The organism is Micromonospora sp. NBC_00362 (genome assembly GCF_026342155.1).
Classification (GTDB): domain Bacteria; phylum Actinomycetota; class Actinomycetes; order Mycobacteriales; family Micromonosporaceae; genus Micromonospora; species Micromonospora hortensis.
Window position 1 is genome coordinate 1,430,350 of the sequence record NZ_JAPENH010000001.1, and the last position, 12,239, is coordinate 1,442,588.

Here is a 12,239-nt window from a genome sequence, read left to right on the forward strand (position 1 = left end):
GCGCGCGACGCACTCCCCCGCCGGCGGGCCTGGCCGCCAGTCACACCTTGAGCAGCACCTTCGTGCAGTCGTCCTGCTTCTTCTGGAAGATCTTGTAGCCCTTGGGCGCGTCGCGTAGCGGCATCCGGTGGCTGACGATGAAGCTCGGGTCGATCTCGCCGCGCTGGATGCGCTCCAGTAGCGGCCGGGTGTAGCGCTGGACGTGGCACTGACCGGTCCGCATGATCAGCGAGCGGTTCATGAACGCGCCCATCGGGAACTTGTCGACGAAGCCGCCGTACGCGCCGACGACCGAGACCACCCCGCCGGAGCGGCAGGCGAGGATCGCCTGCCGCAGCGCGAACGGCCGTTCCGTCTCGACGCGCGCGGCCTGCTTGGCCCTGTCGTACGCGTACATGGCGGTGTTGCCGTGGTGGCCCTCCAGGCCCACCGCGTCGATGCACGCGTCGGGGCCCCGACCGGCGGTCATCTCGTTGAGGGTGTCCAGCACGTCGGCTTCCTCGTAGTTGATCGTCTCGGCGTCGATGTGCTCCTCGGCCAGCCGCAGCCGGTACGGGAACCGGTCGATGACGATCACCCGCTCCGCGCCGAGCAGCCGGGCGCTGGCCGCGGCGAGCAGCCCGACCGGCCCGGCGCCCCAGACGGCGATCACCTGCCCGGGTTTGATGTCGCACATCTCGGCGCCCATGTAGCCGGTCGGGAAGACGTCGGCCAGCATGACCGCCTGGTCGTCGCTGATCTCGTCGGGCACCTTGACCGGGCCGACGTCGGCGAACGGCACCCGGGCGTACTCGGCCTGGCCACCGGCGTAGCCGCCGAGCAGGTGCGAGTAGCCGAAGATGCCGGCCGGCGAATGCCCCATGATCTTCTCGGCGATGCCGGCGTTCGGGTTGGAGTTCTCGCAGACCGAGTAGAGGCCGCGCTGGCAGGACGAGCAGTGCCCGCAGGCGATCGGGAAGGGCACCACCACCCGGTCGCCGGGAGCGAGGTTGCGAACCTGCGGGCCCACCTCCACCACCTCGCCCATGAACTCGTGGCCGAGGATGTCGCCCTTGCGCATCGCGGGAATGTAGCCGTGGTAGAGGTGCAGGTCAGAGCCGCAGATCGCTGTGGTGCTGATCCGGACGATCGCGTCCCGGGCGTTCATGATCTTCGGGTCGGGTACGTCGATGACCTTGACGCTGTCGGCGCCCATCCAGGCGGTGGCCTTCATTCTCGGTCCCTTTCGGAGAGCTCGGACGGTCAGCGACGGGACGCCGGCAGCGGCTGGGCGGGTCGCTGCATGGCCTGTTGGCGTACGGAGATGCCGTTGGGGCTGCCCTCGGAGCGAACGACCTCGCCGGTTTCCAGCACCTGCTTGAACCGGCGCAGGTCGTCGCGGACCTGCTGCTCGGGTTCCTCGCCGAAGAGCTTCGCCACCGCTCGGCCGAAAGCGCCGGCCGGCGGCGCGTAGCGCAGCTCCACCCGCACCTCGGTCCCCCGGTCGCCGGGTGCGGGCACGAACCGGACCCGGCCGGCGTTGGGCACCCGGGTCCCCGGCAGCGATCGCCAGGTGATCGACTTGTTCGGCTGGTCGTCGATGATTTCGGCGTCCCACTCGACGCGGCGTCCGGCCGGACCACGGGCGATCCAGTGCGAGCGGCGCAGGTCGTCGGCGCGGACGGACTCCAGGTGCGCCATGAACCGGGGCAGGTTCTCCATGTCCCGCCAGAACCGGTACGCCTCGGCGGGCGACCTGTTCACCGTCACCGCGATCTGCATCCTGATCACCCGGGCGCGGGCCCGTCGAGCGCGCCCGACGCGTACGGCGGCGAGCACGTCGACGGCGGTGATGCCGGCGATGGCGAGGGTGGTCAGCGCGACCCGGCTGCGCCGTTCACCGCCGCGGTCAGCGAGGGCCCGCCCGAGCAGTGTGAGGTCCATGCCGTCGCCGGCCACCCGGCTCCAAACCCAGCCGGCCGGGCGACGGCCGCTGAGCAGGCCGGCGGCGCTGCCCAGCTCGCGCAGGCCGATGGCCGGAAGCACGGAGCGCGCGGCCGGGGAGTCGTCCACCCCCGCCATCCGGGCGATGGGTCCGGGCGCGACCAGCGCGCCCACTCCCAGGGCCAGGCTCAGCAGGCCGAGCGCGCTCGGCAGCGTCGCCGGCACCGGCCCGTCCAGCTCCGGCAGGAGCACAGTGTCGACACGACTCATGTCCGGTCCCTTCCGGTGGGCGTCGCCGCCCGGTTCGTCGACGGGGGCGGCCGTGGTCCCCGCCCCCGTGACGCTATGTCGTACCGGTGCCAGATGCGCCGGGTTCGGGGCAGAACATCCGTTGCGGCCGGTGTGGGCGGGAACGCGGTGCCGTGACGGTCGGCATCGCGACATTGACCGATTTGGATCACATGAACACCGTTACCGTCGGCCCAACCCGCCGTGCCGCCGGAAGGACACCCCCATGAGCCGGGCTCTCCTGCGCTATCTCACCGCCACCGTCGCCGTCGCACTGCTCGTCGGGGAGGCCGCCGCACCGGCCGCCGCGCGTACCCCCGGGTCGACCGCGCCCGGCGGCGTCCGCACCGTGGTGCGCGACGCGGCCACCGGCGCGCCGGTCCCCCGGGCCTGCGCCGCGCTCGTCCCGGTGGACGCCGCGGCGTTGTCGGCGGTCGGCATCGGTGAGGACCAACTCGGACGGTACGGGGGTTGCGCCGACGAGCAGGGCGTGCTGGTGACCGGGGACGTCGCCCCGGGGAGGTACCGGCTGCTGGTGAGCCCCTACGACAGGGCGGCGTACGGCATGCAGTGGGTCGGCCGGCACGGCGGCACCGGTGAACGCGAGCGGGCACAGGTGATTCAGGTGCGGCCCGGCGTGGTGACCAGCGCGCCGACCATCCGGCTCGACCCGCCGGGCACCGTCGTCGGAGTGGTGACCAACGCGGCGACGGGCGCGCCGATCCCCCGTGCGCTGGTCATGGTGGTGCCCTACGTGCCACACCCGAAGTACGACGACCACGGCCCGACCACCGACGAGGACGGCCGTTACACGATCACCGGCCTCGGCCCGTACCACTGGCCGGTGCAGTTCGTCGCCGCCGGGCTGGCCACTGTGTGGTCCGGTGGGGTGGGCGCTCGACAGCAGGCGCGGCCGGTGCGGGTCCGCGCCCAGCAGACGGCGACGCTGAATCAGGCGCTGCCCGCCGGGACACCGCTCACCGGGGCGGTACGGGTCGACGAGCTGCTCACCTACGGCCAGGTGATCGCGTTCGACGCGGCCACCGGGGACCTGGCCGGCGTGGCGGACGTGGGTGACGGTTACGCCCTGCGCCTGCTCCCGGGGCAGCGGGTGAAGCTGCGCTGCGACTGCGCGTACGCCCCGTCGGTCTGGCACCGCGACGCCGCCGGCTTCGACGCCGCGACTGCCGTGCGGGTCCGCCGGGCGCCGGTCGTGGTGGACTTCAACCTCGACTGACCGGATTCTGGCCGGTCACCGGAACCTTCTCCCGGGCCCGCTTCTCGCTCGCAAGTGAACAAGGGGGCACCACCCGGCGTTAGGAGTGCGCGGCAGCGGGTAGCCGGCATCCGCTCTTACCAGCGCCCGGAGGAGGTGGGGATGTCGGAGACCAGCGCCTTCTTCGAGCGGTTGACGGTCGCTGGCCAGGATCCACGGTTCAGCAAGGTCTGCGGCAGCGTGCGATTCGACATCCGCGACGACGGCAACCTGGAGCAGTGGCTGCTCGACATCGATCATGGCCGGATGCGGGTGACCCGAAGCGGTGGCCCCGCCACCACTGTGATCCAGGTGTCCGCGCAGCTCGCGGAGGCGATGGCGCGGGGCGAGGTCAACGGGCTGGCGGCGATCACCCGTGGCGAGATCATGGTCGACGGTGATCTCGCTCTGGCGTTGCGCATCGGGCGACTGTTTCCGCGAGAGCCCGGGCGGCTTCAGCGCGAGGATCCCGACGGTGGGACGTGACCGATGAGGGACATCGCGGGCACGGTGGCGTGCATCGACGGGAACACCTTCATGGTGTCCGACGCCAGCGGCGACGTGCAGTCGTCCCCGAGCACCCCGGTCGGCCTCTTCGCCGCTGACACGCGCTTCCTGTCCCGCTGGCGGCTCACCGTCAACGGCGAGTGCATGACCGCGCTGTCGGTGGACGACAGCCAGTACTTCGAGGTCACGTTCTTCGCGGTTCCGGGCGCGGCGGTGGACTACGTGGAGGCCGACGTGTCGGCCATTCGGCGCAGGCGCATCGGCCCGGACCTCACCGAGTCGCTGACGATCTTCAATTACGGCGAGCGGGACATGACGCTCGACGTACGTCTGGAGGTGGCCGCCGACTTCGCCGACATCTTCGAGATCAAGTTCGACGTCGGCGACAAGTCCGGCGAGCACTACACGCACGTCGGCCCGAACGAGTTGCGCCTGGGCTACCGGCGCGGCACCTACCGACGTGAGGTCGTCGTGTCGGCGAGCGAGCCCGCGGAGTTCGACTCGGGCGGCCTCCGGTTCGCGGTCCGGCTACGCCCCGAGCAGCAGTGGTCGACCCGGTTGCAGGCCGTCATGCTGGCGTTGCGTCCGGACGGCGTCGACCTGCGCGCCGCCCTGCGCGCCCAACGGCCGGACGACTCCACTCTGCCTGCGAGCGTGCGTGCCTGGGTCGCGGCGGCCCCGACCCTGGACACCGAGAGCGTCGGCCTCCAGCAGGTCTACCACCGCAGCCTGGTGGACCTGGCGGCGCTGCGCTTCGCCCCGCTCTCGCTCAGCGGCGCGAGCGTACCCGCGGCCGGGTTGCCCTGGTTCATGACCCTGTTCGGCCGCGACAGCATTCTGACCTGCTTGCAGACCCTGCCCGTCACCCCGTCGCTGACCCCACCGACACTGCGGATCCTCGCGTCGTTGCAGGGCGTCCGGACCGACGACGTGCTGGAGGAGGACCCGGGCCGGATCCTGCACGAGTTGCGCTACGGGGAGTCGGCCGCGTTCGAGGAGCAGCCGCACTCCCCCTACTACGGCACCGTGGACGCATCACCGTTGTTCGTGGTGCTGCTCGACGAGTACGAGCGGTGGAGCGGCGACACCGCGCTGGTGATGGAGTTGGAGCAGGAGGTCCGCGCGGCCCTGGCCTGGATCGACAGGTACGCGGACCTGACCTCCACCGGCTACGTCTGGTACCAGCGACGCAACCGCGCCACCGGCCTGGACAACCAGTGCTGGAAGGACTCCTGGGACAGCATCTCCTACGCCGACGGCCGGCTGCCGGGCTTCCCGAGGGCCACCTGCGAAACCCAGGGGTACGCCTACGACGCGAAGATCCGGGGGGCACGACTGGCCCGTACCTTCTGGGGCGACACTGCCTACGCCGAGCGGTTGGAGAGCGAGGCAGCGGCCCTGTACGACCGGTTCAACCGGGACTTCTGGCTTGAGGACCGCGGCTTCTACGCCCTCGCCCTCGACCACGACGGCACTCCCGTGGACAGCCTGTCGTCCAACATCGGGCATCTGTTGTGGAGCGGCATCGTGCCTCCGGAGCGGGCTGAACGGGTGGTCGAGCACCTGATGGGGCCGGCGCTCTTCTCCGGTTGGGGGGTGCGGACGTTCGCCGAGGGGCAGCGTCGCTACAACCCGCTCGGCTACCACAACGGCACGGTCTGGCCGTTCGACAATTCCTTCATCGCCTGGGGTCTGCGCCGTTACGGGTTCGGCAACGAGGCGGCCCGCATCGCCGAGGGCATCCTCTCCGCCGCCACCTACTTCGAGGGTCGGTTACCCGAGGCGTTCGGCGGGTTCGACCGCGACACCACCCGGTTCCCGATCCGGTACCCGACCGCCGGCAGTCCGCAGGCGTGGTCCAGCGGCGCCACCATGCTGCTGATCCGCACCATGCTCGGTATCAACCCGCACGAAGACCACCTGGCCGTGGACCCGGCGCTACCCGCCACCTTCGGACGGATCGCGCTCCTGGACATCCCCGGCCGTTGGGGCAAGCGCGACGCGTTCGCCCGCCAGCGCCCCGACCAGCGCTAGGGAGACGCTCAACTGACGGTGAAGCCGCAGCGGTTACGCGTCTCCCGGAGCCAGTCGAGCCAGGTCACCCACAGCTCGTCGGCCTCCCACTCGGCGCGCAGGTGCGTCGTCGACGCCCCGGCGTCCCACCACGACGTCCGCCCACCAGGAGATCGGCGTCAACGACCTGCCTGATCGTGAGGGCTGAACGGGCGGGGAGTGTGCGTGATGCCGTTGAGGACGAGCGTGAGTCCACGCTCGAATTCCTGGCCGGTGAACTCAGCCCCGACCGGGGCTAGTTCAGCGAGCGTCGGTAGAGCACCTTGCGCCAGCGCTTCGATGCGACGGGCGGCGGAGGCGGGATCCTGCTCGTGGCTGAGCGCGCCGGCTAGCTCGTTCTGCGCGATGCCAGTGACAAACGCCGAGACGGCGCGGAACGCGACGAACAGGTCGAGGCCGTCCAGACCTCCGCGAGCGAGGGCTGCCGCGAGCGCCTCGGCTGGAGCGAGGCTGGCTCGCGAGGACGTGCGACGGGTGAGGATGAGCGGGATGACCGCCGGGTGTGCGCGGAAGGTCCTCCACATGGCGGTGGCCACGGCTCGCGTGTCGGCCAGCCAATCGTCGGTTGGCTCCGGGATCTGGACGCGGGACGAGACGGCGTCGACCACGAGTTCCTCGAGGGCTTCGCGGCTGTCGACGTAGTTGTAGAGGGTCATGGCGCCGGTCTTCAGGGACGCCGCGAGGGATCGCATGGTGAGTCCGGCCAGGCCATCCCGGTCGACGATCACCAGCGCGTGCTGCTGGATGTCGGTGAGTGTGAAACGGGCTCTCATGCTGGCTCCTCCGACGACGTGCCCGACGTCACTTGACACGTACAGCGTACGCGAGTCACGCTTACGTACGTTGTACGTATCCGCATCGTCTCCCCATCAAGCCCATTTGAGACCGCCCGGCAAGGAGTTCCCATGAAAACCACTACCGCTCTCGTCACCGGCTCGACGAGTGGAATCGGCCGCGCCACCGCACTCACGCTCGCTCGCGCTGGTGTCCGTGTCATCGTCTCCGGGCGCAATGCCGAACGAGGACTGACAGTGGTGGAGCAGATCCACGCTGAGGGAGGCAACGCCGACTTTGTCGCCGCCGATCTCCGCGACGCGCAATCCGCTGGAGAACTCGCGGCCAAGGCCACCCAGGCCGCCGAGTCCGCAGGCGGAACCCTCGACATCCTCGTCAACAACGCGGCGATCGGAGCCGGCGGACCGACCGCGGGCACCGAAGAGTCGACCTTCGACGCGGTGCTGGGCACGAACCTGAAGGCGCCGTTCTATCTGGTCGCGAACCTTGCGCCCGCGATGGCGGCACGAGGCGGTGGAGCGATCGTCAACGTCTCCACCCTCGCCGCCGAAGTCGCCCTTCCGGGACTGTCGGTCTACGGCGCGAGCAAAGCCGCCCTGGACCTGCTGACCAAGAGCTGGGCAGCCGAGTTCGGCCCGCAGGGAGTGCGCGTGAACTCCGTGCGTCCCGGCCCGACCCGCACTCCGGGATCCGAAGCCCTGGGCGAGGGTCTGGAACAGCTCGCGGCCCAGGCCCCGCTGGGTTTCATCGCCGATCCCGAGGACATCGCGGCCGTCATCGCGTTCCTCGTCAGCGACGAGGCACGGTTCGTCACCGGCGTGATTCTGGACGCCGACGGTGGCCGCACCGCCGTCTGAGCGATTCAGCCTCCGTCGGCCTGCCGGTGGCCTCCCCCGGCCGTCCAGTCCTGTGGACGGCCGGGGAGGCTGTGCGCTCAGGCGCTGCGGAAGGTGCGCCGGTACGCGTCCGGGGGCACGCCGACGGTGCGGTGGAAGTGTCGACGCAGCGTCGCGGCGGTGCCCATGCCGGCCGCCTCGGCGACGGCGTCGATGCTGTCGTCGGTCCGTTCCAGCAGCTCCTGGGCGTGGCGGACCCGTTGCGTCGACAGCCACAGCAGTGGTGTGGTGCCGGTGACCGAACGGAAGTGGCGGGCCAGGTTGCGTGCGCTCATGTTCGCCTGCCGGGCCAGGTCCTCGACGGTCAGCGGCCGGTCCAGGCGGGCCAGCGCCCAGGGAAACAGGGTGGCCAGCGGGTGGTCGTCACGGGCGGGCACCGGGGTGGTGACGTACTGGGCCTGACCACCGGCGCGGTGCGGAGGCACGACCAGGCGGCGGGCGACGGCGTTGGCGACGGTCGAGCCGTGGTCGCGGCGGATCAGGTGCAGGCACAGGTCGATCGCGGCGGCCTTCCCGGCGGAGGCGAGCACGCTGCCGTTGTCGACGTAGAGCACGTCCGGGTCGACCCGTACCCGGGGAAAGCGGGCGGCCAGCGCCTCGGTGTGCGCCCAGTGCGTGGTGGCCCGCAACCCGTCGAGCACCCCGGCGGCGGCCAGCACGAACGCGCCGGTGCACAGCGAGACCATCCGGGCGCCCGCCCGGTGGGCCGCGCGGACCGCGTCGAGCAGGTCGGGGGGTACATCAGCGTCGACGTCCTCGACCGACGGGACGATCACCGTGTCGGCGCGAGCGAGCCGGTCCAACCCGTCGTCGGGCGCCAGCAGGAAACGGCCGATCCGGACCGGGCCGGGACCGCAGATCGCCACGTCGTACCAGGGGTCGGCCAGGCCGGAGGGATCGTGGGCGAAGACCTCGCAGGCCAGGGCCAGCTCGAAGTGCAGCATCCCGTCGGTGGCGGCGATCGCGACAAGGGCCATGTCCGAAACTGTACGGGAGTTGGCGTTTCCGACACTGGTCGGTCGCCGGCCGCTGCGGGAGGCTGGGTCCAGTCGATCTTCGAGGAGGCAGCGATGGGCCACAGCGTGGCGGTGTTCGGAGCGTACGGGCACACTGGACGGTTCGTGATGGCGGAGCTGAGCGAGCGCGGGTTCGAAGCCCTGCCGGTGGGCCGTGACCCGCGCCGGCTGGCGGCGTTCGGGCTCGGCTACCGGGTGGCGTCGGCCGACGATCCGGCCTCGCTCGACGCGGCGCTGAGCGGCGTGGACGCGGTCATCAACTGCGCCGGCCCGTTCGCGTCGACCGCGGCCGGTGTGATTGAGGCCGCGCTGCGCGCCGGGATCCCTTACGTGGACGTGGCGGCCGAGATCGAGGCCAACCTCGACACGTTCACCCATTTCACCGAGCGCGCCCGGGTGGCCGGTGTCGCGGTGGTCCCCGCGATGGCCTTCTTCGGCGGGCTCGGTGACCTGCTCGCGACGACGGCGATGGGCGACTGGACGTCGGCCGACGAGGCGCACGTCGCGTACGGACTGAACAGCTGGCACCCGACGGCCGGAACGGTCGCTGCGGGTGTCGTCTCCCGCGAGCGTCGCGCAGGCCACCGGGTCCGCTACACCGGTGGCCGGTTGGAGTACCGGTCCGGCGGGGAGCTGCCGAGGCTGGACTGGGACTTTCCCGCGCCGCTGGGCCGGCGCACCGTTCTCGGGGAGTTCACCATGGCCGACGTCGTCACCATCCCCCGTCACCTGGCCATCCCCGAGGTCCGCACCTACATGACCGTCGACGCCGCCACCGACCTGACCGCCGCGGCGGCGCCGGTCGCGGTCGACGGGCGGGGCCGGTCAGCGCAGACGTTCACTGTCGACGTCATCGTGCGTCGCGGCGACGCGCGCCGCCGCGTCGTGGCCAGTGGTCGCGACATCTACGCCGTCAGCGCGCCCCTGGCCGTGGAAGCGGTCGGGCGCGTCCTCGATGGTCGGACGAGGACCAGCGGCGTCGCCTCCGCCGGTGAGATGTTCGACGCGGCCGACTTCCTACGCGCGCTGTCGCCGACCATCCGCGTCGAACCGGTCAGCTACTGAGGTCGCGAATTCGACAGCAATTCGTTACGCGAAAATCGTAATCATCGAACCAGAACGGGGCGACGGGACTTAACGGAAACTTAAGGCTGTACGACCGAAAAATTGTCATCCGGAGCCGTCACGCTGGCTGCCAGGGCACGTGTCGACCGGCCTCCTTAATTCTTTCCCTGCGAGTTGATGAAGGCCCCTGACGTGCACATACTCCTTCCAACAGAGCTTTATCGTCGACTCGAAGGAAACCACTGGTAATGCGGACTCCCCCCGCGCACGTCGCACCGCCGGATCGGGCACGAAAGCGCCGTCGCCTCACTCGTATCACGCTCGCCTCCGCTGTCGTCGCCGCGCTGGCCGGCAGCGGCATCTACATCGCCGGCGCCCAGGCCGAAGAGATCGTCGTGCCCGGCCGGGTGCAGGCAGAGGCCTTCGCGGCACAGTCGGGGGCGCAGACCGAGGGCACCGGCGACGCCGACGGCGGCCGGAACGTTGGCTGGCTCGCCGGCGGCGACTGGCTGCGCTTCGACGGCGTGTCGGTAACTGGCGTCGACCTGACGGCCCGGGTCGCCTCGCACAACGCCGCCGGCGGCACTGTCGAGTTGCGCCTCGGCGCGCAGAACGGCCCACTGCTGGCAAGCTTCCCGATCGTCCAGACCGGCGGCTGGCAGAAGTGGACGACCGTCACCGCGAAGGCGTCCGCTGTGCCGGCCGGCGCGCAGACCGTCTTCGCGGTCATGACGAGCACCTCGACGTCGGATTTCGTGAACGTGAACTGGTTCACGTTCGGCCCCGCGACGGGCACGTCGCCGAGCGCGTCGGCCACGCCGAGCACGTCGGCCGCCCCTTCGGCCACGCCGAGTTCCACGGCCACCGCGTCCCCGTCGACGTCGACGTCCGTCCCGCCGAGCGCTCCGGCCGGCGGCTGGGTGCCCGTCGACCAGGCCAAGTGGAGCAAGGAACTGGCCGCTTTCGACGCCATCAAGCCGAAGGCGGTGCCGCCGGGCACCACCCGGGTGCCGGAGTTCCACACCGACTGCGGCGTCGCGAACTCCGCCCCGGACGACCCGATCGTCCTGCCGGGCCTCACGGGCGCCTCGCACATGCACACCTTCTTCGGCCCGAAGATCGACGCCTTCAGCACGACGGACAAGCTTTTCGCCGCGGCGAACACCTGCAACGCCCCGGGAGACAAGAGCGCCTACTGGACCCCGGAGCTGCGCAAGGACGGCAAGGCCGTGCCGATCAAGAGCATGCGCATCTACTACGGCTCGCGGGTCAAGGACCCGTCGACGGTCAAGCCCTTCCCGCCGGGCCTGGTGGTGGTCGAAGGCGACGCCAAGCGGCAGGTCGACACTCCGAAGAACGCCGGCAGCAACCAGTTCTGGTGCGCGGGCAGCGCCGAGATCGGCCGCAGCGCCGACGGCAACTGGCCGAGGTGCGCCCCCGGCGGCAACCTCATCTTCCAGCTCGTGTTCAAGGACTGCTGGGACGGCAAGAACATCGACTCACCCGATCACAAGTCGCACATGGGCGACCCGGTGAACGGCGTCTGCACCGGCAAGTACCCGGTGGCCGTGCCGGACCTCTCCTTCATGGTCAACTACGAGTCGCTGGGCGGTGACGGCCTCAGCCTCTCCTCCGGCAAGCCGTCATCGATGCACGGCGACTTCATGAACGCCTGGGAGCCGGAGCGTCTCGGCGACCTGGTCAAGTCCTGCCTCAACCAGAACGCCAAGTGTGGCGTCGACACGACCTTCGCCGGCGGCTGACCACCGCCTCCGCTGTCGACTGACGGCCCCCACGCTCAGGCGTGGGGGCCGTCGGTCATCACACCCGAGCTGATCGGGCCGCGACGGTCAGAGAACCATGCTGACCCCGTTGACCTTGCACGCGGCGCTGATCTCCTTGCCAACCTTCTCGAAGGCCGGGTTGTCGGCAGCGGTCGCCGGGTCCGCCGCGGCCGCAGCCTTGGCCGCCTCGGCGGCGAACGTCCGCAGGGCGTCGGCCAACTTGCCCTCGCCGGTCGAGGCGACAGTGGTCACCTTCTGCTCCAGACCGGTCAGGATCTTCTTGAAGTCCGCCGCCGACGCGTCGCCAGTCGTGGCGACCTTCACCATCTCGGTCCTCATTTCGTCGCTGGCCTTCTTCACCGCCTCGCAGAGCTGCTTGTCGGTCGCCGCGCCCGCCGCGGAAGACGAGGTCGGCGTGGCGGCAGCTGAGGTGGCCACCGCGGACGGGGCTGCGGAGGTGGGAGCGGACGTGGTGGGTCCGGCGGTCGTCGCCTTGTCACCGTCGCCGCAGGCGGCGAGGGCTGTCGTAACGGCAACGATCAACAGGGCAGAGGCAAGACGGGAAGATTTCACGGACGCGGACGATAGTCGAAGTCCAAAGGATGATCAATCCGCTCGACGCCTCGCCCGCGGTCGA

General features: G+C 70.6%; 11 protein-coding genes. 6 read left to right on the top strand and 5 right to left on the bottom strand.

All coding sequences use genetic code 11. From position 1 onward, the window contains the following. Positions 1–40: 40 nt before the first annotated feature. Complete coding sequence (locus OG992_RS06500) at positions 41–1,213, bottom strand: zinc-dependent alcohol dehydrogenase (RefSeq protein ID WP_238685904.1); 1,173 nt, start codon at positions 1,211–1,213, stop codon at positions 41–43. A 29-nt stretch (positions 1,214–1,242) separates the two neighbouring features. Continuing rightward, complete coding sequence (locus tag OG992_RS06505; RefSeq protein ID WP_266302663.1) at positions 1,243–2,193, bottom strand: SRPBCC family protein; 951 nt, start codon at positions 2,191–2,193, stop codon at positions 1,243–1,245. Between the two features lie 244 nt (positions 2,194–2,437). Between OG992_RS06505 and OG992_RS06510 the strand changes: the two genes are divergently transcribed. The 3 genes from OG992_RS06510 to OG992_RS06520 all read left to right on the top strand — a co-directional run bounded on the left by OG992_RS06510 (position 2,438) and on the right by OG992_RS06520 (position 6,007). Beyond that, complete coding sequence (locus OG992_RS06510) at positions 2,438–3,448, top strand: carboxypeptidase-like regulatory domain-containing protein (protein ID WP_266302664.1); 1,011 nt, start codon at positions 2,438–2,440, stop codon at positions 3,446–3,448. 141 nt (positions 3,449–3,589) lie between these two features. After that, complete coding sequence (locus tag OG992_RS06515; RefSeq protein WP_238685908.1) at positions 3,590–3,952, top strand: SCP2 sterol-binding domain-containing protein; 363 nt, start codon at positions 3,590–3,592, stop codon at positions 3,950–3,952. A 3-nt stretch (positions 3,953–3,955) separates the two neighbouring features. Then, a complete protein-coding gene (locus tag OG992_RS06520) occupies positions 3,956–6,007 on the top strand; it encodes a glycogen debranching N-terminal domain-containing protein (protein WP_266302665.1) in 2,052 nt (683 codons plus the stop codon). Between the two features lie 158 nt (positions 6,008–6,165). Here OG992_RS06520 and OG992_RS06525 read toward each other — a convergent pair whose 3' ends face one another. Beyond that, positions 6,166–6,819, bottom strand: a complete 654-nt coding sequence (locus OG992_RS06525) for a TetR/AcrR family transcriptional regulator (protein WP_238685910.1) — start codon at positions 6,817–6,819, stop codon at positions 6,166–6,168. Positions 6,820–6,951: 132 nt separating this feature from the next. On the opposite strand from OG992_RS06525, the gene OG992_RS06530 reads away from it, so the two are divergent. Further along, complete coding sequence (locus OG992_RS06530) at positions 6,952–7,698, top strand: SDR family NAD(P)-dependent oxidoreductase (protein WP_238685911.1); 747 nt, start codon at positions 6,952–6,954, stop codon at positions 7,696–7,698. Between the two features lie 77 nt (positions 7,699–7,775). On the opposite strand, the gene OG992_RS06535 is transcribed toward OG992_RS06530, so the two are convergent. Continuing rightward, positions 7,776–8,714: a helix-turn-helix domain-containing protein gene (locus OG992_RS06535; protein ID WP_238685912.1), complete on the bottom strand. Its 939-nt coding sequence runs from the start codon at positions 8,712–8,714 to the stop codon at positions 7,776–7,778. A gap of 93 nt (positions 8,715–8,807) precedes the next feature. Here OG992_RS06535 and OG992_RS06540 point away from each other — a divergent pair, with 93 nt between their 5' ends. Both OG992_RS06540 and OG992_RS06545 read left to right on the top strand, forming a co-directional pair. Further along, positions 8,808–9,818 (top strand): saccharopine dehydrogenase NADP-binding domain-containing protein, encoded by a 1,011-nt coding sequence (locus tag OG992_RS06540; RefSeq protein WP_238685913.1) that lies wholly within the window; start codon positions 8,808–8,810, stop codon positions 9,816–9,818. A gap of 248 nt (positions 9,819–10,066) precedes the next feature. After that, a complete protein-coding gene (locus OG992_RS06545; RefSeq protein ID WP_266302666.1) occupies positions 10,067–11,581 on the top strand; it encodes a DUF1996 domain-containing protein in 1,515 nt (504 codons plus the stop codon). An 87-nt stretch (positions 11,582–11,668) separates the two neighbouring features. On the opposite strand, the gene OG992_RS06550 is transcribed toward OG992_RS06545, so the two are convergent. Then, positions 11,669–12,175, bottom strand: a complete 507-nt coding sequence (locus OG992_RS06550; protein WP_266302667.1) for a hypothetical protein — start codon at positions 12,173–12,175, stop codon at positions 11,669–11,671. Positions 12,176–12,239: the final 64 nt, after the last annotated feature.